At 71.6% G+C, this 20,251-nt stretch carries 20 protein-coding genes and 1 pseudogene; 9 read left to right on the top strand and 12 right to left on the bottom strand.

What is annotated here, in order from left to right; genetic code table 11:
• Positions 1 to 81: 81 nt before the first annotated feature.
• Positions 82 to 516, bottom strand: a complete 435-nt coding sequence (locus tag BJP60_RS14770) for an Hsp20/alpha crystallin family protein (RefSeq protein WP_203136652.1) — start codon at positions 514 to 516, stop codon at positions 82 to 84.
• Positions 517 to 714: 198 nt separating this feature from the next.
• On the opposite strand from BJP60_RS14770, the pseudogene BJP60_RS14765 reads away from it, so the two are divergent.
• Positions 715 to 2,252 (top strand): annotated as a pseudogene (locus BJP60_RS14765) (DUF7059 domain-containing protein).
• A gap of 16 nt (positions 2,253 to 2,268) precedes the next feature.
• On the opposite strand, the gene BJP60_RS14760 reads toward BJP60_RS14765, so the two are convergent.
• On the bottom strand, positions 2,269 to 3,111 hold the full coding sequence (locus BJP60_RS14760; protein WP_203136651.1) for an EamA family transporter: 843 nt from the start codon (positions 3,109 to 3,111) through the stop codon (positions 2,269 to 2,271).
• Positions 3,112 to 3,190: 79 nt separating this feature from the next.
• On the opposite strand from BJP60_RS14760, the gene BJP60_RS14755 reads away from it, so the two are divergent.
• The 3 genes from BJP60_RS14755 (at position 3,191) to BJP60_RS14745 (ending at position 7,202) form a co-directional block, all read left to right on the top strand.
• Positions 3,191 to 4,618, top strand: coding sequence for a CCA tRNA nucleotidyltransferase (locus BJP60_RS14755; protein ID WP_203136650.1), 1,428 nt, complete (start codon positions 3,191 to 3,193; stop codon positions 4,616 to 4,618).
• A gap of 124 nt (positions 4,619 to 4,742) precedes the next feature.
• Positions 4,743 to 5,975 (top strand): glycosyltransferase, encoded by a 1,233-nt coding sequence (locus BJP60_RS14750; RefSeq protein ID WP_203136649.1) that lies wholly within the window; start codon positions 4,743 to 4,745, stop codon positions 5,973 to 5,975.
• An 18-nt stretch (positions 5,976 to 5,993) separates the two neighbouring features.
• Positions 5,994 to 7,202: a glycosyltransferase gene (locus tag BJP60_RS14745; protein ID WP_203136647.1), complete on the top strand. Its 1,209-nt coding sequence runs from the start codon at positions 5,994 to 5,996 to the stop codon at positions 7,200 to 7,202.
• A gap of 4 nt (positions 7,203 to 7,206) precedes the next feature.
• Here the strand turns inward: BJP60_RS14745 and BJP60_RS15425 are convergent, their stop codons facing one another.
• The gene (locus tag BJP60_RS15425) at positions 7,207 to 7,332 is read right to left on the bottom strand and encodes a hypothetical protein (protein ID WP_257793730.1); all 126 of its coding nucleotides are present in this window, start codon (positions 7,330 to 7,332) and stop codon (positions 7,207 to 7,209) included.
• A 99-nt stretch (positions 7,333 to 7,431) separates the two neighbouring features.
• Here BJP60_RS15425 and BJP60_RS14740 point away from each other — a divergent pair, with 99 nt between their 5' ends.
• The gene (locus BJP60_RS14740) at positions 7,432 to 8,424 is read left to right on the top strand and encodes a GlxA family transcriptional regulator (protein WP_203136645.1); all 993 of its coding nucleotides are present in this window, start codon (positions 7,432 to 7,434) and stop codon (positions 8,422 to 8,424) included.
• A 28-nt stretch (positions 8,425 to 8,452) separates the two neighbouring features.
• Here BJP60_RS14740 and BJP60_RS14735 read toward each other — a convergent pair whose 3' ends face one another.
• Together BJP60_RS14735 and BJP60_RS14730 are read right to left on the bottom strand one after the other, a co-directional pair.
• Positions 8,453 to 8,800 carry a hypothetical protein gene (locus BJP60_RS14735; RefSeq protein WP_203136643.1) on the bottom strand — a complete coding sequence of 116 codons (348 nt, stop codon included), beginning with the start codon at positions 8,798 to 8,800 and terminating at the stop codon, positions 8,453 to 8,455.
• A 10-nt stretch (positions 8,801 to 8,810) separates the two neighbouring features.
• Positions 8,811 to 9,203: a hypothetical protein gene (locus BJP60_RS14730; RefSeq protein WP_203136641.1), complete on the bottom strand. Its 393-nt coding sequence runs from the start codon at positions 9,201 to 9,203 to the stop codon at positions 8,811 to 8,813.
• 140 nt (positions 9,204 to 9,343) lie between these two features.
• On the opposite strand from BJP60_RS14730, the gene BJP60_RS14725 reads away from it, so the two are divergent.
• On the top strand, positions 9,344 to 11,548 hold the full coding sequence (locus BJP60_RS14725; RefSeq protein WP_203136639.1) for an ATP-dependent Clp protease ATP-binding subunit: 2,205 nt from the start codon (positions 9,344 to 9,346) through the stop codon (positions 11,546 to 11,548).
• A 21-nt stretch (positions 11,549 to 11,569) separates the two neighbouring features.
• On the opposite strand, the gene BJP60_RS14720 is transcribed toward BJP60_RS14725, so the two are convergent.
• The 6 genes from BJP60_RS14720 to BJP60_RS14695 form a co-directional block, all read right to left on the bottom strand.
• Positions 11,570 to 12,427, bottom strand: a complete 858-nt coding sequence (locus tag BJP60_RS14720) for an SMP-30/gluconolactonase/LRE family protein (protein ID WP_203136637.1) — start codon at positions 12,425 to 12,427, stop codon at positions 11,570 to 11,572.
• Positions 12,428 to 12,571: 144 nt separating this feature from the next.
• Positions 12,572 to 13,159 (bottom strand): nitroreductase family protein, encoded by a 588-nt coding sequence (locus BJP60_RS14715; RefSeq protein ID WP_203136635.1) that lies wholly within the window; start codon positions 13,157 to 13,159, stop codon positions 12,572 to 12,574.
• 163 nt (positions 13,160 to 13,322) lie between these two features.
• Complete coding sequence (locus tag BJP60_RS14710) at positions 13,323 to 14,456, bottom strand: ABC transporter permease (RefSeq protein ID WP_203136633.1); 1,134 nt, start codon at positions 14,454 to 14,456, stop codon at positions 13,323 to 13,325.
• Positions 14,453 to 15,337 (bottom strand): ABC transporter ATP-binding protein, encoded by an 885-nt coding sequence (locus tag BJP60_RS14705; RefSeq protein ID WP_203136631.1) that lies wholly within the window; start codon positions 15,335 to 15,337, stop codon positions 14,453 to 14,455. Before BJP60_RS14705 ends, BJP60_RS14710 begins: the two co-directional genes overlap by 4 nt.
• Positions 15,338 to 15,463: 126 nt before the next feature.
• On the bottom strand, positions 15,464 to 16,099 hold the full coding sequence (locus BJP60_RS14700) for a response regulator (protein WP_203136629.1): 636 nt from the start codon (positions 16,097 to 16,099) through the stop codon (positions 15,464 to 15,466).
• Positions 16,096 to 17,394: a sensor histidine kinase gene (locus BJP60_RS14695; RefSeq protein WP_203136628.1), complete on the bottom strand. Its 1,299-nt coding sequence runs from the start codon at positions 17,392 to 17,394 to the stop codon at positions 16,096 to 16,098. Before BJP60_RS14695 ends, BJP60_RS14700 begins: the two co-directional genes overlap by 4 nt.
• A 190-nt stretch (positions 17,395 to 17,584) precedes the next feature.
• Here BJP60_RS14695 and BJP60_RS14690 point away from each other — a divergent pair, with 190 nt between their 5' ends.
• The gene (locus tag BJP60_RS14690; protein WP_203139438.1) at positions 17,585 to 18,025 is read left to right on the top strand and encodes a VOC family protein; all 441 of its coding nucleotides are present in this window, start codon (positions 17,585 to 17,587) and stop codon (positions 18,023 to 18,025) included.
• Between the two features lie 4 nt (positions 18,026 to 18,029).
• Complete coding sequence (locus BJP60_RS14685) at positions 18,030 to 18,725, top strand: winged helix-turn-helix transcriptional regulator (RefSeq protein ID WP_203136627.1); 696 nt, start codon at positions 18,030 to 18,032, stop codon at positions 18,723 to 18,725.
• 10 nt (positions 18,726 to 18,735) lie between these two features.
• On the opposite strand, the gene BJP60_RS14680 is transcribed toward BJP60_RS14685, so the two are convergent.
• Complete coding sequence (locus tag BJP60_RS14680; protein ID WP_203136626.1) at positions 18,736 to 19,581, bottom strand: exodeoxyribonuclease III; 846 nt, start codon at positions 19,579 to 19,581, stop codon at positions 18,736 to 18,738.
• An 84-nt stretch (positions 19,582 to 19,665) separates the two neighbouring features.
• Between BJP60_RS14680 and pyrE the strand changes: the two genes are divergently transcribed.
• The gene (gene pyrE / locus BJP60_RS14675) at positions 19,666 to 20,241 is read left to right on the top strand and encodes an orotate phosphoribosyltransferase (protein WP_203136625.1); all 576 of its coding nucleotides are present in this window, start codon (positions 19,666 to 19,668) and stop codon (positions 20,239 to 20,241) included.
• Positions 20,242 to 20,251 lie beyond the last annotated feature (10 nt).

Genomic DNA, 20,251 nt, shown 5'->3' with positions numbered 1-20,251 from the left:
CGTCATGCGGACGGCGGGCATGAGAAGGGGGACCCGGACGGATCCGGATCCCCCGTGGATCGGCTCAGCGCGGCACGGGCGTCAGCTCGTCAGCTCGGGCGTGACGTCCTGCGCGCCGGTCACCGAGCGCTGGACCTCCACCTTGCGGGGCTTCGCCTTCTCGGTGATCGGGATGAGCACGCTCAGCACGCCGTTGTCGTACGTCGCCGAGATGCCGGCCGTGTCGATGCCCTGCCCCAGATTGAGCTGGCGCAGGAACGATCCCGTCGTGCGCTCGCGCGTGATCCACTTCACTCCCTCGGCGCTGCGCGCCGTGCGCTCCGCGCGGATTGTCAGCAGCTGGCCGTCCACGTCGATGTCGACGCTGCCCGGGTCGATCCCCGGGAGGTCGGCGCTCAGGACGTAGTGGTCGCCCTCGCGGTAGAGGTCCATCGGCATCAGCCGCGGACCCTGACGGTCGAACAGCTGCTCGGCCATGCGGTCGAACTCGCGGAACGGGTCGAAGAACATCGCCATCGTGATCTCCTCCTCTTGTCTGTTCGTGGCGCTTCAGACCTGAGTCGTGAGGACTCGCTATATGAATTAGCACTCTGGCGGTGAGAGTGCCAGATCCGATGGTTAAGAGTTCGCTGGAAGGCTGTTCGCACAGCGGACGGGCGCCGTCCTGCCGTCCTGAACCCGGCGACAGCCGGATGCGCGGGGTTGAATGGGAGCGTGACACCGCACCCCGACGCCGAGCTCTGCGCCGCCCTCGCGACCGATCTGCGCGCGGCGCGCTTCCGATCCGAAGCCCTGCGCGCCGCCTGGGGCGTCGAGGCGGACGATGCGATCGGCCGCGGCCTGCGCGTCCCGGCGCTGCGCGGTCTCGGGGACCGACAGGATGCGCTCGCCACGCTCGGCCGCCTGCTCGTGCTCGGCATGCCGCAGCCGCGGGCGACGGTCGACGCCGCGCTGCCGACGCTCGGCGCCGACGGGCTGCACGCGCTCGGGCTCGCCGAGCGCGCCGATCCCGTCGTGCCCCGCGCCATCATCCGGCCCCAGTCGTACCTCGACAGCGAGGGAGCCGGCGAGTGGTGGCTGGCGAGCGACCTCGACGAGATCGCCATGGGAGGGGGCGCGCTGGCCGAGGACCACGTGCTCGGGGTGGGCGGCGCCTCCCTCACGCTCGCGGCGCTGCAGCTGCCGACACCCGCGGAGCGCGTGCTGGATCTCGGCACGGGATGCGGCATCCAGGCGCTGCGGGCGCGGCGGTACGCCGCGTCTGTGGTGGCGACCGACCTGTCCGAGCGGGCGCTGGCGTTCACGCGGCTGAACGCGCTGCTCAACCACGACGAGGGCATCGAGACGCGTCTGGGCAGCCTGTTCGAGCCCGTGGCGGGAGAGACGTTCGACAGGATCGTGACCAATCCGCCGTTCGTCATCACGCCGCGTGCGGCCGGCGTGCCCGGTTACGAGTATCGCGACGGGGGCTGGTGGGCGACGCGCTCGTGGAGCAGGTCGTGCGCGGCGTCGGTGCGCATCTGCGGGAGGGCGGGCCCGAGCGCCCCGGCGGGACCGCGCAGCTGCTCGGCAACTGGGAGACCCGCGACGGCGTCGACGGACTGGAGCGCGTGCGCGCGTGGGTGGCCTCCTCCCCCGTGCCGCTCGAGGCGTGGGTGGTCGAGCGCGAGCAGCTGGATCCGATCCAGTACGCCGAGATGTGGATCCGCGACGGCGGCACGACGCCCGGCACGCCGCGTCACGACGAGCTGCTGGCCGCGTGGCTCGACGACTTCTCCGCGCGCGGCGTCACGGCGATCGGCTTCGGCTACGTGCTGCTGCGCCGCGCGACCGGCGCGCCTGCTCTTGCCCGCTACGAGCGCGTGACGCACCCGATTCCCTCGGAGGGCGGGCTCGGCGATCACCTCGCGCAGGCGCTCGCTGCGCACGACCGGCTGGCGGACATGGACGACGACGCGCTCGCCGCGGCGACGCTGCGCGCGGCCGCGGACGTCACGGAGGCACGGCACCACCTGCCCGGCATGGGCGACCCGCAGGTGATCGAGCTGCGCCAGGGCGCGGGGTTCGGCCGCGCCATCCAGGCGGATCCGGGGCTCGCGGCGCTCGTGGGAGCGTGCGACGGCGACCTGCCGGTGGGCCCGCTCATCGCGGCCATCGCCGACCTGCTGGAGGCGGACGGATCCGCCCTGCGCGCCGAGCTGCTGCCGCGCGTGCGGGAGCTGCTCGTCGACGGATTCCTGACGTTCGCCTGAGCCTGCGCCGGCGCGGCTACCCCACCGCGACCAGCGCGACCGCCGCCGCGCACGCGGCGAGCCCGACGGCCTGGCCGCGGTGGATGCGCTCGTGCAGCACGGCGGCGGCGAGGATCACGGTCGCGGCGGGGTAGAGCGACGCGATCACCGCGACCACGGTGAGCAGGCCCGCCTGCGAGGCGAGCAGGAACAGCGTGAGCGCGACCGCGCCGAGAACGCCGGGCAGCAGCGCCAGACCGGCGCGACGCGGCGGCAGCCGCAGCGGTGCGCGCACGGCGAGCAGGACGCCGAGCAGCACCAACGCGGCGACCACCATGCTCGCCGCGTTGGGCCACAGGCCGGCTTCCTCGCGCACCTGACCGATCGCGGCGAAGTAGGCGCCGAAGCCCGCGCCCGCGATCACGCCGTCGCGGACGGATGCCGCCGCGCCCTCGCGCGTCCCGCCCGCGGGATCCGGAGCCCGCGCCACGAGCCAGATCGCCACGAGCCCCACGGCGATGCCGACCCACGTGAGAGCGGCCGGCCGCTCCCCCGTCGCGACGCCGACGACGATCGGCACGGCTGCGCTCACCACGGCCGAGATCGGGGCGACTACGCTCATCCGGCCGCCGGCCAGTCCGCGATACAGGAACGCCGTGCCGAGCGCCGACCCGACACCGGCCACGCCCGCCCACAGGAAATCCGGCGGCTGGGGGCGGCCGCCGACCCACAGCGCCAGCAGCCCCGCGGTGAGCAGAGCGCCGAGCTGCCCCCAGAACGCAATGGTCCAGGCGCTGTGGCGCTTCGAGAAGAGTCCTCCGAAGAAGTCGGAGACGCCGTATGCGGCGGCGGATGCGAGCGCGAGCAGGATCGCCGTCATCCCGCCAGGCTAGCGGTGGGCCCACCCGTGGCGACGCGGGGTCGGCTCGGCACGACGCGGCCTCTCTAGACTGGAACCCATGCTCAACATGGCCGACGGTGTCGCGCGTCTCGGCGACCTGGCGGCCTCGCCGGTGGTGTCGGCGCTCGCCCGCGCGTTCGCCGACGCGGGGCACGATCTCGCGATCGTCGGCGGTCCGGTGCGCGATGCGCTGCTCGGCCGCGCGACGCACGACCTCGACTTCACGACGGACGCGCGTCCCGACGACATCCTGCGGATCATCACGCCGATCTCCTCGGCGCAGTGGGACATCGGCCGCGCGTTCGGCACGATCGGCGCCCGCGTGCGCGGCGAGCAGGTCGAGATCACGACCTACCGCGCCGACAGCTACGACGGCGTCACGCGCAAGCCCGCCGTGGAGTTCGGCGACACGCTCGAGGCCGACCTCGTGCGCCGCGACTTCACGGTCAACGCCATGGCGCTGCGCGTGCCCGAGGTCAAGCTGATCGACCCCACCGGCGGTGTCGAGGACCTCGTCGCCGGCGTCCTGCGCACTCCGATCGACCCGCGCATCAGCTTCGGCGACGATCCCCTCCGCATGCTGCGCGCCGCGCGCTTTGCATCCCAGCTGAACTTCGAGGTCGAGCACGGCACGCTCTCCGCGATCGAGGCGCTGCGCCAGACGCTGTCGATCGTGAGCCCGGAGCGGATCCAGGGCGAGCTCACGCGGCTGCTCGCGACGGACGATCCGGTGTCCGGCATCCGCGTGCTCGTCGAGACGGAGTTGATCGAGGAGTTCCTTCCGGAGGTGTCGGCGCTGCGCCTCGAGGTGGACGAGCACCATCACCACAAGGACGTGTACGAGCACTCCCTCACGGTGCTGCGCCAGGCGATCGACCACGAGCACGAGCGCTTCCCGGGGAAGGATCCGGATGTCCCGCTGCGCCTGGCCGCGCTGCTGCACGACATCGGCAAGCCCCGCACCCGCAAGCTCGAGAAGGGCGGCGTCGTCACGTTCCACCACCACGACATCGTGGGGGCGCGGATGGCGCGCAAGCGCCTGCAGGCGCTGCGGTTCGACGGCGACACGATCGACGCGGTGACGACGCTGATCGAGCTGCACCTGCGCTTCTTCGGCTACGCCGAGGGCGCCTGGACCGACTCGGCCGTGCGCCGGTACGTGCGCGACGCGGGTGCGCAGCTCGAGCGCCTGCACATCCTGACGCGCGCCGACGTCACGACGCGCAACCGGCGCAAGGCGCAGCGGCTCGCGACGGCGTACGACGACATCGAGGCCCGCATCGTGACCCTGCGCGAGCAGGAGGAGCTCGACGCCATCCGGCCGGAGCTCGACGGCAACCGCATCCAGGAGGTGCTCGGCATCACTCCGGGGCCCCAGGTGGGCAAGGCGTACCGCTTCCTCCTCGACCTGCGCCTGGACGAGGGCGTGCTCGGCGCCGACGAGGCCGAGCGGCGCCTGCGCGAGTGGTGGGCGGCGCAGGGCTGATCCGGCACGCCTTCCGGGGCGCGCGCGCCCGTTCGGCTAGGCTCGGCTCTCGACTTCCCGTCGCCTCGTGCCCGATCCCGTGCCGAGAGACGGTGCCGCCACGAACAGCACTGCGAGGCCGAACGTGACAGACTCCCCCGCTCCCGACGCCCCCCGAAGCCCGCTGCGCATCCTGATCGGGGCCGACACCTTCGCGCCCGACATCAACGGCGCCGCGCGCTTCGCCGAGCGGCTCGCGGCCGGTCTCGTCCAGCGCGGCCACGACGTGCACGTCGTCGCGCCGAACAGGCGGTATGCCGACGAGCCGAACCGCACCGAGACGATCGAGGGCGAGGCCATGACGCTGCACCGCCTGCCGTCGGTGCGGCTGTGGTGGCACGAGTGGCTGCGCTTCGTGTGGCCGTGGCGCGCCAAGCACCACGCGCGGCGCGTGCTCGACCGCGTCAAGCCCGATGTCGTGCACATCCAGTCGCACATCGTGATCGGGCGCGGGCTCGCGCGCGAGGCGCGCAAGCGCGGCATCCGGGTCGTCGCCACGAATCACGTGATGCCGGAGAACATCCTGGATCACACGGCGCTGCCGGACTGGGCGAACGACCTCTTCGTGAAGCTCGCGTGGAAGGACGCGGCGCGCACCTTCCGCCTCGCGTCGGCGGTCACGACGCCGACGCGTCGCGCGGCCGACTTCCTCGAGTCGGCGATCGACATGCCAGGGGTCATCCCCATCAGCTGCGGCATCGATCGCACGCAGTACAGCGCTGACCTCGAGCCGCGCGCGGAGAACCGGATCGTGTTCGTCGGCCGGATGACGGCCGAGAAGCAGGTCGACGTGATCCTGCGCGCGCTGGCGAAGCTCGACCCGGCACTGGACGCGAAGCTCGACCTCGTCGGGCAGGGCGACCAGGAGCACGCGCTGCAGGCCCTCGCCGCCGAGCTGGGGGTGCAGGACCGGGTGACGTTCCACGGCCTGTCGACCGATGCCCACCTGCGCGCGACCCTCACCCGCGGCAGCGTGTTCGCCATCGCGTCGATCGCCGAGTTGCAGTCGATCGCGACGATGGAGGCGATGGCGTCGGGTCTGCCGATCGTCGCCGCGAACGCCGTCGCGCTGCCGCACCTGGTGCACGAAGGCGAGAACGGATACCTGTTCGAGCCGGGCGACGCCGACGACCTCGCCGCGAAGCTCACGACCGTGCTCACCGCCTCCCCCGAGGAGCGCCTGCGTCTGCAGCGCGCATCGCTCGAGGGCGTGCTCGTGCACGACATCAACCGCACGCTCGACACGTTCGAGGCGCTGTATCGCGGCGCGGCGCCGCATGTCCTCCTGGATCGCCGCGGCGAAGCGCAGCCGGCCTAGCGATCGGGAGCACCGCGCGTGCACATCGTGATGTTCGCGGATCAGCACGTCGAGACGCTCGGCGGCGCCCAGGTGTCCACGCGCCTGCAGCGCCGGTACCTCGAGCGGGCGGGGCACACCGTGACGATCGTCGCGCCCCGCCGGCATGGCGCCCGCGCCGCGATCAAGGCGGACGACCCTGGCTATCTCGATCTGCCGTCGATCCCCGTCACCCCGGACCGGGAGTACGCGCTCTCCTGGCCCGGACGCGCCGCCGACCGGGTCGTGGACGCGGAGATGGCGCGGCGACCGCAGGCGGATCTCGTGCACGTGCAGGCCGACTTCTGGGGCGCATTCCTCGGCTACCGCTATGCCGCCCGGCACGGGCTGCCCGTCGTGCACACGATGCACAACCGCGTCGACGTGGGGATCGAGGCGACCGCGCCGTTTCCCGGTCTCGTGCTGCGTGCGCTGAACGGATGGCGCCGCGCGGCGCTGCGTGGTCGCGCGGGCGGGGCGCCGACGGGCGTGGACGGGTGGGCGTACCTGCGCGGCCTCGCGCGCGGAGCCGAGGCCGTGACCGCTCCCTCCGGCCACTTCGCGCGGCGCCTGGAGGCGCACCGCGTGTTCTCCCCCGTCGATGTGGTGTGGAACGGGATCGACGACGACCTCCTCGACCGCGTGCGCGCCGAGGCGCCCGACGTCCGCGCCCCCGGTGTCCCGCGGTTCGTCTGGCTGGGCAGGATGAGCCCGGAGAAGCGCCTGCTGCCGTTCCTGGAGGCTCTCGCCGAGGCAGATGTCGCCTGCGAGGTCGAGGTGATCGGCGGCGGTGCGCAGCTCGCGGCGGCGCGCAAGCTCGTGGCGCAGCACCGTCTCGCGGTGCGCTTCGCGGGCAAGCTGCCGTACGACGAGGTGCTGCGGCGCATCGCGGCGGCGGACGCGCTGGTGCAGACGTCCATCGGATTCGAGACGCAGGGCATGACCCCGTTCGAGGCGGCGTCGCTCGGGACGCCGGCCGTGATCAGCGACCCTGACATCGCGGACGAGATCGGCACCGGGGTGTGGCGCGTCGACGCGCCCGCGGACGAGCCGGGACGGATCCGCGCGCTCGCCGCCACCCTGCGTCGAGCCGCGGCCGACATCGCGGCGGGCACCGCGCCCGCGCCGGATCCGGAGATGCCGGCGAAGTTCCGGCAGTCGTCCCGCACGGCGGCGATGGTCTTGGTGTACGAGCGGGTGGCCCGCTAGCGCCTCAGTCGCGCTCGGGGACGCGCAGGGCGTCGGTGTGCACGCGGCCGTAGCCGTCGATGCGCACCTCGTGCAGCGTGGCTGCGATGGCGGCGATCGAGAGGATTGCGAAGAGGATGAGAATGAACATGGCAGTCATCCTGCGCTTGTGCTGATCCTGCCAACAGTGGCAGGATCGTCATATCTCGCAGGAAAACTGCCACGTGTCCGCCCCGTCCCGAGGAGCCCCATGAGAACCGTCGCGTGCATCGTGCAGGAGGGCTTCGCGCCGTTCGAGTTCGGCGTCGCGTGCGAGGCGTTCGGCCTCGACCGCACGGCCGAGGGGATCGAGAAGTTCGACTTCCGCATCGTCACGCCCGAGCCCGGCGCCGTGACCTCCAACCTCGGCTTCTCGGTCAACGTCCCCGACGACCTGCAGTTCGCGGAGACGGCCGACATCGTCGTCGTGTCCACGCAGCCGAAGTCGGCCTGGGGCCGGATCGACACGCGCGTGGCGGCGATCATCCGCTCGGCCGTCGAGCGCGGCGCGTGGGTCCTGAGCGTCTGCAGCGGCGCCTTCGTCCTGGCCGCGGCCGGCGTGCTCGACGGGCGCCGCGCGACGACGCACTGGCTGTACGCCGACACCATGGCCCGGATGTACCCGCGCATCGAGGTGGATCCGGACGTGCTCTACGTGCAGGACGGGCGCATCATCACGAGTGCGGGCACCGCCGCGGGACTGGACGCGTGCCTGCACCTGCTGCGCCAGGAGCTGGGAGCCGAGGCCGCCAACCGCATCGCGCGCCGGATGGTCGTCGCGCCGCAGCGCGAGGGCGGGCAGGCCCAGTTCATTCTGAAGCCGATGCCGGATCAGAGCGGCCTGTCGCTCGCACCGGTCGCGGACTGGGCGGTCGAGAATCTCGACCGCGACCTCACCGTCGAGCAGCTCGCGAATCGCGCGCACATGTCTCCCCGCACGTTCGCGCGGCGGTTCAAGGCCGACTACGGCACCACGCCCGCGGCATGGCTCGCGCGGCAGCGCATCATCCACGCGCAGCGCCTGCTCGAGGAGACCGAGTGGGGCCTCGACCGCATCGCGGACGCGTGCGGCTTCGGATCGGCGGCCGTGCTGCGTCAGAACTTCTCCCGGGTGCTCGGCACGACGCCCACGGCGTACCGCGCCCGCTTCGCCTGTCCGCCCGTCGCGCAGACACGCGAGGTCGCGGGCAGCGCGGCCGCCTGAACCCTCGCGAGCGCCGGCGGCGAACGGGTCAGCCGGTGTACACGCGCACGAGCACGGGCAGGACGCCGCTCCACAGCGCCGTCTGGATGAGCGTGACGACGAAGTAGCCCAGGGCGATCGCCGCGAGCAGCTTGCGCGGATGGCGGAGGCCGATGATCGCGCACGCCGCCCCGACGAGCATCAGGATGAGCGAGCCCACGCCGATCACGGTCGCGAGGGAGGAGATCGGCAGCGGCAGCCGGTCCACGAGCATCGGCAGGTACGAGCTGAGGGCGCCCCCCGCGGCGACCAGGGCAGCCAGTGCCAGCGCGACGACCGCCAGCACGTTGGGTCCATCGGGGCGGCGCTCCGCGGGCTGAGCGGGAGTGAAGGTCATCGTCCGCTCCTCACAGCACGGCCATCGCGGCGCGGCCGGCGAACTGGACGATGCTGAGGACGGCGCTCAGCACGGGGACGATGCCGACGCCGATCGCGACGCCCGCGAGCACGACGCGCACGCGCCGCGACACCGCGATCGCGCCGGCGACGATTGCGCCGATGCCGAGCAGGGTCGCCATCAGACGCACGGGCAGGCTCGCGAGGCCGAGCGTGGAGAAGTCGCCGGAGGCGATCACCGCCGCCTGCACGAAGAGCTCGGCGAACACGGTGAGGATCACCGCACCCGCGCAGACCGCCGCGACGATCACCGGCGCGCCGCCGCGCACCGGCGGCGAGGCGGGCGGGAGGCCCTGCGCCGCATACGGCGGCGGGTCGTACGGCGGCTCGGCGGGACGGGTCACGGGGTCAGGCTAGCGCCGGTCCCCCGCGTGGGGGATGCTCTTCCGCGGGGCGCGATCATCCTGTTAAACTTGAGCCAGCGCGACTCAAGTTTGTAGACGCGTTCGCCCAGAAGGTTTCGCCCGGGATGTGAGGAGAGGCTGTGACGGATCAGAAGCAGGAGCAGCAGAGCGCGCTCGAGCAGTTCGGCATCGACCTGACCGAGCAGGCGCGCGCAGGGAAGCTCGACCCCGTGATCGGGCGGGACTCGGAGATCCGGCGCGTGAGCCAGGTCCTCACGCGCCGCACCAAAAACAACCCGGTGCTGATCGGCGAACCCGGCGTCGGCAAGACCGCCGTGGTCGAGGGCCTCGCGCAGCGCATCGTCGCGGGCGACGTGGCGGAGAGCCTGAAGGACAAGCGCCTGATCAGCCTCGACATGTCGGCCCTCGTGGCGGGAGCGATGTATCGCGGCCAGTTCGAGGAGCGGCTGAAGAACGTGCTGAAGGAGATCACCGAGTCCGAGGGCCGGATCATCACCTTCATCGACGAGCTCCACGTGCTCATGGGCGCGGGCGGCGGTGAGGGATCGGTCGCCGCGTCCAACATGCTCAAGCCCATGCTCGCGCGCGGCGAACTGCGCCTGATCGGCGCCACGACGCTGAACGAGTACCGCGAGTTCATCGAGAAGGACGCGGCGCTCGAGCGCCGCTTTCAGCAGGTGTATGTGGGCGAGCCGTCCGTCGAGGACACCGTGGCGATCCTGCGCGGGCTCAAGGGGCGCTACGAGGCCCACCACGGGGTCACGATCACGGACGGCGCGCTCGTCGCGGCGGCGGCGCTGTCGAACCGGTACATCCCGAGCCGACAGCTCCCCGACAAGGCGATCGACCTGATCGACGAGGCGATGAGCCGCCTCAAGATGGAGATCGACTCCTCCCCCGTCGAGATCGACCAGCTCAAGCGCCAGGTCGACCGCATGCGCCTCGAGGAGCTTGCGCTCAAAAAGGAGAAGGATCCCGCCTCGAAGGAGCGTCTGGCGAGGCTGCGCGAGCAGATGGCGGCATCCGAGGCCGAGCTGCGCACGCTCGAGGAGCGCTGGGCGCGCGAGCGCGGTGGCCTGAACCGCGTGGGCGACCTGAAGAAGCGTCTGGATGCGGCTGTCACCGAGCGCGACCGCGCGCTGCGGGAGGCCGACTATGCCAAGGCCTCGAAGCTGCAGTACGAGACCATCAAGCAGCTCGAAGCGGAGCTCGCCGAGGCGGAGAAGCAGGCGGAGGCCGAGGGCGAGGAGCCGCGCATGGTCAACGAGCAGGTCACGGACGACGACATCGCCCAGGTGATCGCGTCGTGGACCGGCATCCCCGTCGGGCGCCTGCTGCAGGGCGAGACGGAGAAGCTGCTGCACCTCGAGGCCGAGCTGGGCCGCCGGCTGATCGGGCAGAAGGACGCCGTGAAGGCCGTCTCCGATGCGGTGCGCCGCTCGCGCGCCGGCATCAGCGACCCGAACCGGCCCACGGGATCCTTCCTGTTCCTCGGCCCGACGGGCGTGGGCAAGACCGAGCTCGCGAAGGCGCTCGCCGAGTTCCTGTTCGACGACGAGCACGCCATGGTGCGCATCGACATGTCCGAGTACGGCGAGAAGCACTCGGTGTCGCGCCTGGTCGGCGCCCCGCCCGGCTACGTCGGCTACGAGCAGGGCGGCCAGCTGACCGAGGCGGTGCGCCGCCGCCCCTACAGCGTGGTGCTGCTCGACGAGGTCGAGAAGGCGCATCCCGAGGTCTTCGACGTCCTGCTGCAGGTCATGGACGACGGCCGGCTGACCGACGGGCAGGGACGCACGGTCGACTTCAAGAACGTGATCCTGATCCTGACGTCGAACCTCGGCTCGCCGATCCTGATCGATCCGACGGTGTCCGCCGATTCGAAGCGCGAGCAGGTGCTGCAGCTCGTGCGGCAGGCGTTCAAGCCGGAGTTCGTGAACAGGCTCGACGACATCGTGATGTTCCAGGCGCTCAGTCACGACGATCTCGCGCAGATCGTGGAGCTGCAGGTCGACCTGCTGCAGCGCCGGCTGTCCGACCGCCGCCTCACGCTGGCGGTCACGCCCGACGCCCGCGCCTGGCTGGCCGACCGCGGCTACGACCCGATCTACGGCGCGCGTCCGCTGCGGCGCCTGATCCAGACCGAGATCCAGGACCGGCTGGCGCTGGCGATCCTCTCGGGGGGCGTGCGCGACGGCGACACGGTGCGGGTGGACGTGCCCGCGGACGGCTCTCAGCTCGTGGTGACGAGCCAGGGACAGGCTCCCCAGCCCGACGAGGACGAGGACGAGGACGTCATCGACGCCGAGATCGTCGAGGACTGATCCCGCCGGGGCCGCGGGCTCTCAGGCGTCCACGGTGCGGATTGGCACGCCGGGGACGCCGGCCTCCGCGCGGAACAGCGCGCCGGCGACCGGCTCCTCGTGCGGCTCCAGGCCCTCGCGCGACGTCGTGATGAAGAGCGTGGTGCCGTGGGGGCCGCCGAGCGCGCACGAGGTCACCTGCCGGGCGCCCACCTCGATCACCTCGCTCAGGGTGCCGTCGGCGTCGTAGCGGCGCACGGCCGCGCCCCCGTGCAGCGCCGTCCAGACGCCGTCCTCGACGTCCACGCACAGGCCGTCGGGGTGACCGGCGTCCTCGGGCACGGACACAAACGGTCGCCGATCCCGCAGCTCGCCGTCCTCGGCGACGTCGAACACGTCGATCCGGCCCGTCTCGGTGTCCGTGAAGTACGCCCGCGTGCCGTCGGCGCTGAAGCCGAGGCCGTTGGACACCGTCAGCCCGCCGAACAGCCGTTCGGCCGTGCGATCCGGGTTCAGCCGCCACATGGCCGCGACGCCGGGCGACTGGTCGTAGGCCATCTGGCCCGCCAGCAGCCGCCCCTGGGGGTCTACGCCGCCCTCGTTGAAGCGTACGGGGCCGTCCCACAGGTCGGGCGTGACCCACTCGCGGCGGTCGTGCGCGTCGTACGCGGCGAATGCGCGCTCGGTCGCCACGACGAAGCCGCCCGACGTGCGCGGCCGCAGCAGCGCGGCGACGGGCGAGTCGACGTGGAGCCGCCGCACCGAACCGCTCGCCTCGTCGAGCGAGAGGACGTCGCCCGCGAGCATGTCGACGAAGCGGAGCCCTCCCCATCCGTCGTGCCATACGGCGCCCTCGCCGTGGTAGGTCACGGAGTCGGTGATCTGCTCTGCCTGGGGCATGGTCCTCCTGTCGCGCCGCGGACGCTGCCGCTGCGATCGACGCTAGCCGGAACTGCGCCCTCGGCGGGGACGACGAAGGGCCGGCGGGAGATCATCCCACCGGCCCTCTCGTCTCGTCTCGACCGCGACGGCGGCCGCGACGGATCAGGCGTTGACGATCAGCGAGTCCGCGATCGGGCGGCGCGTGCGCGGGGCGGTCTCGCGCTCGCGCAGCGCCTCGGGAAGCGCGTCGAGGTCGCCGAACTCGCCCAGCGCCGTGACCGTGAACGGGCGCTCGTTCTGCGCGAGGTTGAAGTGTGCGGCGACGGCGGCGGGGTCGAAGCCGGTCATCTGGTGCACGACGAGGCCGTCGTGGTGCGCCTGCACCGACAGGTGGGCGACGGCCTGGCCGAGGTCGTACAGCGCGGTCGGGAGCTCGCGGCCCTCGTCGTCGTGCGTCACGGCGATCGCGACGAGCAGCACGGCGGCGGCCGGAGCCCACGCCTGGTTGAAGCCCATCAGCGTCTCGGCGATCGCGGCGTGCTCCGCGGTGCCGCGGCGCGCGACGATGAACTTCCAGGGCTGGATGTTGTTCGCCGACGGCGTCCAGCGGGCGGCCTCAAGCGCGCTCGAGAGCTTCTGCTCGTCGATGGGAGCGGTCGCGTCGTAGGCGCGAGGGCTCCAGCGTCCGGCGAGGACGTCGAGGACGGGGTGGTCGGTGATCGCGGTGCGGTCGAACGTGGCAGCGCCCATGCGGGTCTCCTTGTTGCTGGGGTGGAGGTTCATGGGCGCCGTTGCCCTCGGGGGAGTCCAACCCCGAGCCCGCGGTTGTATTCCCGTGAATCGACCGGGATGCCGGGAACGACGAAGGCGCGCGCCCTCCGGAGAGGACGCGCGCCTTCGATCGCTGAGAGGATCAGCCCTTCAGTGCCTCCGAGAGCTTCACGCGGGCGCCCATCCGCAGCAGCGAGTTCTCGTAGATCTTCGCGCCGAGCGCGATCACCACGAGGCACGTCGCGAGCATGATCGCGAGCGACACCAGCGGCTCCCACCACATCGCGTCGCCGAAGAACAGCCGGATCGGCATGGCCACGGGCGCCGAGAACGGCACGTACGACATGATCGCCATCGCCACGGGGTTCTCGCCGAGGAACAGCACGAGGAAGTACGGGATCATCGTCAGCCACATCACCGGCGTGAGCGTCGGTCCCGAGTCCTCCTGGCGCGAGACGAGCGATCCGGCCGCAGCGAACATCGCCGCGAGCAGCAGGAACCCGAACAGGAAGAACACCGCGAACCACACGATGGGCGTGCCGAGGCCCTGCAGCACGTCCGTCTGGCCCGTGACCACGAGACCGATCACGGCGACCGTGATCAGCAGCAGGATCTGCCCGATCGCGAGGATGGCGTTGCCGAGCACCTTGCCTGCCAGCAGCACGCGCGCGGGGATCGCCGAGATCAGGATCTCGATCACGCGCGTCTGCTTCTCCTCGATCACGCTCATCGTGATGGGGGAGCCGAATGTGATCGCGGCGCCCATGAAGACGACGCCGAAGATGATGCCCAGGATGTAGCGCATCGGTCCTTCGTCATCTGCTTCCGGATCGAGCAGCTCGATCGTGGGCGCCACCGACAGGAGCGACACGAGCGCATCCGGCGCCTCCTGGTCGGCGATGATCAGCACGCCGGTGGGCGAGGCGGAATCGGCGAGCAGGGCCGCCTCGACCGTGCCGTCCGACACGAGCGCCTCCGCCTCCGAGCGATCCGCGACCGATGTGACCTCCAGGCCGTCCGTGTCGGGAAGCTGCGCGGCGACGTCCGATGTGGCGGCGATCTGCGTCGTGCCCGCCGAGCCGGCCTGGAAGCCCATCCACAGCACGCCGGCGAGGGCGAGCAGGAGCAGGATGGCTGTCGAGATGAGGAAGGACCGGCTGCGGAGCTTGCCGCCGATCTCGCGCTCGGCGACGAGCCAGACGCCCTGCGGGGTCGAGAGCGTCGCCTCGGGGCGCTGGCGCGTGGGCGCCGGAGCGGAAGCAGTCGTCGTGCTCACTGGATGACCTCCTTGAAGATCTGGGCGAGCGACGGGCGCTGCGGCGCGAACGCCGCGACCTCGCCGCGTTCGAGGGCGCCGCGCAGCACGCGCTGCGCGACCTGGTCGTCGGCCGCGTCGAACACGGCGTAGCCGCCGTCGAACTGCACGACGTCCACCCCGGGCTCGTCGCGCAGCCAGCCGGTGTCCGCCGAGGAGATCAGCTCGAACCGGCGCGACGCGTGGCGCGCGCGCAGCTCATCGCGCGAGCCGTTCGCCCGGATCGTGCCGCCCGCGATGATGACGAGGTCGTCGCACAGGCGCTCGACGACATCGAGCTGATGCGACGAGAACAGCACGGAGACGCCCGCCGCCGCACGCGCCTGCAGCACGGCGGCGACGACGTCCACGGCGAGCGGGTCGAGTCCCGAGAACGGCTCGTCGAGGATCAGCACCTCGGGGTCGTGCACGAGCGCCGCCGCGATCTGCGCGCGCTGCTGGTTGCCGAGGGACAGAGCCTCGATGTTGTCGTTCAGCCGCTCCCCCAGCCCGAGCTGCTCGAGCAGCTCGGTGGCGCGGGTCGTGGCGTTCTCCTTCGAGATCCCGTGGAGGCGCGCGAGGTACACGATGTGCTCGAGCACGCGCATCTTCGGGTAGAGGCCGCGCTCCTCGGGCATGTACCCGAAGCCGCGGCGGTCGGCGGCGTCGAGGCGCGCGCCGTTCAGCGTCACCTCTCCCCCGTCGAGTGCCAACAGGCCCAGCACGATCCGCATGGTCGTGGTCTTGCCGGCGCCGTTTCCGCCGACGAAGCCGGTGAGCCGGCCGGGTGCGACGTCGAACGAGACGTCGTCCAGCACCCGCCTCTCGCCGTAGCTCTTCGTGATCCCGCTCAAGGTCAGCATCCGCGATCCCTTTCGTCCATGGATCCCACGCTAGGGATCCGGGCTCGGGGGCGACTCCCCCGCCGGGCGGATCTTGGTTCTCCCCCGTGCGGCGGACCCGCGGCGTCGAGGCGCGAGTCGATGCCGTCAGGCGAAGCCGTGGCGATGCGCGTACACGACCGCCGCCACGCGGTCCCGCGCGCCGAGCTTCTGAAGGACGTTCGACACGTGCGTCTTCACGGTGGCCTCGCCGATGAAGAGGCGCTGGGCGATCTCGGCGTTGCTCAGGGCGTCGGCCAGCAGCCGCAGCACCTCGCGCTCGCGCTCGGTCAGGCCGGGATCCGGCGCCTGGGGCGCCGCGGCGGACGGCGCGTGGCGCTCGATCACGCGGCGGGTCACCTCGGGCGCCAGCAGCGCGTCACCCGCGGCGGCGACGCGCACCGCGGCGACCAGCTCCTCGGGACCGGCGTTCTTGAGCAGGAAGCCGCTCGCGCCGGCGTCGAGCGCCGCGAACAGGTAGTCGTCGCGGTCGAAGGTCGTCACGATCACGATCTTGGGCGCACGGTCGTGCTCGAGGATGCGGGCGGTCGCCTCGATGCCGTCCATGCCGGGCATCTGGACGTCCATCAAGATCACGTCGGGAGACACCTCACGCGCGACCGCGACGGCCTCGGCACCCGTGCCGGCCTCCCCCACGACCTCGATTCCCGAGGCCTGCAGGATCATGCGGAAACCCATGCGCATCGTGGCATGGTCGTCGACGAGCATCACGCGCGGGCTCATGCGGCACTCCCGGTCTTGATCGGAACGCGGACGCGGACGAGGTAGCCGCCGCGATCGCGCGGGCCGAACTCGAGCGATCCGCCCGACGCGATCGCGCGCTCGCGCATGCCGAGCTGGCCGAGGCCGGGGCGGGCCGCAGGCCGCGTGCGCCCCGTGTTCGCGACCTCGAGCTCCACCGCATCGGCGTCGTAGCGCAGACGCATGTCGGCCGCGACGTCCGGACCGGCATGGCGCCGCGCGTTCGTCAGCGCCTCCTGCGCGATGCGATACAGGTTCACGTGCACGGTCTCGGGCACGTCGACCGGATCCCCCACCACCGTGAAGGTGGTCGGCGTGCCCGCGGCGGTCATCTCGTGCGCGAGCGATGCGAGTCCTTCCAGGCGCAGCGTCGAGGCCTGCTCGTCGCCCGTCTCGGGCGCACGCAGCGTGTCGAGCAGCAGGTGCAGCTCGTCGATCGCGCCCCGCGCCGATTGTTCGACGGCCGCGAGTATTCCTCGGGCGGCATCCGGGTCGCGATCGAGCACCGTGCGCGCCGCGCCGGCCTGGACGCCCATGGCCGAGACGTGGTGCGCGACCACGTCGTGCAGCTCGCGCGCGATGCGCACGCGATCGAGCATGACGGCCTGCGCGGCGGACATCTCGCGTTCCTCCTCGAGCTCGCGCGTGCGGCGGCGCAGGGCGTCGCGATCCCGCGCGGCGGCGTACGCCCGATCCCCGAGGTAATACGCACCGCCGAAGTAGGCGACGTTCACGAGCCAGAGGATGAGCATGTACGCGACGTAGGGCGAGAAGGCCCCGGCCGTGTCGGGCATGTTCTCGCTCGGGTTCACCGCGCCGAGATATGTCGATACGAGCATCCAGATGAACATGCCGAGGATGATCAGCCAGCGGGCCCAGGCCGCGCGACGCCGGTCGTCCATCCACGCGCCCATCGTGTAGAACGCCACGAACACGGTCACCTGGCTGACATACAGCTCCGCGAGCTCGAGCGACGTGCCGGCGAAGTAGGCACCCGAGATCGTCACGGCGACGGCGACGGGGAAGCGCCGACGCACCGCGAGCGGCAGGGTCGTCAGCGCGGCGAAGAGCAGCGGCCACGCGCCCGCATCGTCGCGGAAACTGAACAACTGCGACAAGGCCGACAGCGCGACGCTGAGGATGGCCGCCACGAACAGAGCGCCGGCGAGCACGACGTCCGCGCGCAGCTCCCGGTGTGTCGGACGCGCCCGCGGCGCCGCGTCGGGCGCGGTCGGGAGGCCTCCGGTCGTGCGTGGTTCACGCGTGAGAAGCGCCATCCTCCCACGGTACGGACTCCGCGTCCGAGCGACCTCCCCCGCGCGACGGACATCGTCCGTACCGACGTCTTGACACCTCTACTTGTTTTTTGCAAGCATGAGCAGGCCGGAGGGCGAGATCGAACCGGCGACGCAGATCCCCGATCCGGCGCGCTCCATCCGCGCCGCAGCAGAGAAGCAGGAGAACGTCATGCCCACCAACATCTTCGTCAACCTCCCCACCGCCGACCTGCCGAAGGCGAAGGAGTTCTACGCGGCGCTCGGCGCCGAGATCGTGCCCGAGTTCACCGACGACAACGCGGCCTGCGTGAAGTGGGACGACAACGTCTTCTTCATGGTGCTCACCAAGGAGTACTTCGGCACGTTCACCGACAAGGCGGTCGTCGACCCCGCTGGCGCGGCCCAGGTGATTACGGCTCTCAGCCGCGAGTCCCGCGAGGACGTCGACGCCATCCGTCAGCGCGTGCTCGACGCCGGCGGCTCCGAGCACAAGGACCCGCAGGACTACGGCTTCATGTACTCGGTGAGCCTCGCCGATCCCGACGGCAACATCATCGAGTTCCTGTGGATGGACCCGGTGGCGGCGGAGAAGGGCCCTGAGGCCTTCATGGCGGAGTCGTCGGGAGCCTGAGTCGTTGGCAACGCGCAGCTACGGGCAGTACTGCGGCGTCACGACGGCGGTCGAGCTGGTCGCGGAGCGGTGGGCGCTGCTCATCATCCGCGACCTGCTCGTCGGGCCGCGGCGCTACACCGACTTGAAGCAGGGACTGCCCCGGATTCCCACGAACATCCTCAGCACCCGCCTGAAGGAGCTGCAGGACGGCGGGGTGGTGCGCCGCGTGCCGATCCCGCGATGCGGGCTGGTCTACGAGCTGACCCCCTACGGGCGCGAGCTCGAGCCGATCGTGCTCGCGCTCGGACGCTGGGGATTCCAGCGCATGGGCGACCCGGCGGAGGGTGACGTCGTCACCGCCGACTCGCTCACCATGGCGCTGCGCACGGCGTTCCAGCCGGTGGCGGCGGCCGACATGCCGTCGACGACATACGAGCTGGGCGTCGGACCCGTGACCCTCGGGGCGCGTGTCGCCGAAGGAACGCTGGAGGTCTGGCAGATCGCTCCCGCGGCGCCGCCCGTCGGCGGCGTGCTGCCCGAGGGGGAGCCGGACATCCGGATCGCCGCCGGCCCCGCGATCCGACGTGTCATCTCGGGGGAGCTGGCGCCCTTCGACGCGATCGAGCAGGGGCACGTGGTCGTCGTCGACGGCGATCCCGTGCTGCTCGAGCGGTTCGCCGCCACGTTCCACATCGACCCCGGCGCTCGCGCCGCCTGAGGGTCGCGCGTCAGCCGAAGATCATCGGGACGTCGTCGTCCTCGTCCGCGGCCGGGAAGTCGAGATCGACGACCACGGGAACATGGTCGCTGGGAGCGTCGCCCTTGCGCTCATCCCGGTGGATCGCGGCGCCCGTCACGGCGTCGGCCAGGGCGCGGGAGCCGAGGATGAAGTCGATGCGGAGCCCCTGGTTGCGCGGGAACTTCAGCGCCTTGTAGTCCCAGTACGTGTAGCCCTCGGGCACCAGCGGCCGCACGACGTCGCTCACGCCTGCCGACTCCAGCGCGGCGAACGCCGCGCGCTCGGCGGGGGAGACGTGCGTCGTGGCGCCCTCGACAACCTGCGGATCGCCGTTGTCGGCGTCCGTCGGGGCGATGTTGAAGTCGCCGACCAGGGCGAGCGGCAGGTCGGGCTGCGCCGCGAGCGCCTGCCGGGTGTGCTCCTCGAGCGCCTTCAGCCAGTGCAGCTTGTAGACGTAGTGCGGGTCGTGCAGCGAGCGTCCGTTCGGCACGTACAGGCTCCACACGCGCACTCCGCCGACCGTGGCCCCGATCGCGCGCGCCTCCTGCGGCGCATCGGGCCCGTCGTGGTCCTTGAGGAAGCCGGGCATGCCGGTGAAGGCATACTCCACGTCCTCGATCGGCTCGCGGCTCGCGATGGCGACGCCGTTCCACTGGTTCAGGCCGTGTGCCTCGACGTGATAGCCCGCCGCCTCGAACTCCGCGTAGGGGAACTGCTCGGGCTTGCATTTGATCTCCTGCATCGCCAGCACGTCGATGTGCTCGCGCTCGGCGAAGGCGACGATGCGTCCCACGCGGGCGCGGATCGAGTTCACATTCCAGGTGGCAAGCCGCATGGACTCCAGCCTAGATCGGGGCTCGGACGTGCACGCCGCGCTCTGCGTTCGCCCGCCGCTGAGGCCGCTTCTAGACTTGCCCTCATGGCCGCATCCACGCCCGAACTCGACGCCGACCGCCAGGCGCTCATCCGCCTGATCCAGGACGAGGCCGTGTTCCACGGCGACTTCACGCTCTCGAGCGGCAAGAAGGCCACCTACTACGTCGACATGCGCAAGCTCACGCTCGACCACCGCGCGGCCCCCGCGATCGGGCGCATCATGCTCGACCTGATCGCCGACATCCCCGACGTCGTGGCCGTCGGAGGGCTGACGCTGGGGGCCGATCCGATCGCGAACGCCGTGATGCACGAGTCGGCGCGCACGGATCGTCCGCTCGACGCGTTCGTCGTGCGCAAGGAGCCGAAGGATCACGGCCGCGGCCGGCAGATCGAGGGCGCGGACGTGAAGGGCAAGCGCGTCGTGGTGGTCGAGGACACCTCGACCACCGGTCAGTCGGCCCTCAAGGCCGTCGAGGCGCTGCGGCGCGAGGGCGCGGAGGTCGTCGCGGTCGCGGTGATCGTCGACCGCTCGACCGGCGCGCAGGCAGCGATCGAGGCCGAGGGTCTCGAGTGGCGTGCGGCGGTCGGGCTGACCGACCTCGGCCTCGACCCGCAGTGACCGCGTAGAA

Source organism: Microbacterium sp. JZ31 (assembly GCF_016805985.1).
In the GTDB taxonomy this organism is placed as follows: domain Bacteria; phylum Actinomycetota; class Actinomycetes; order Actinomycetales; family Microbacteriaceae; genus Microbacterium.
The sequence above is the reverse complement of the archived record's forward strand: the minus strand, read 5'-3'. Positions and strand labels throughout refer to the sequence as shown.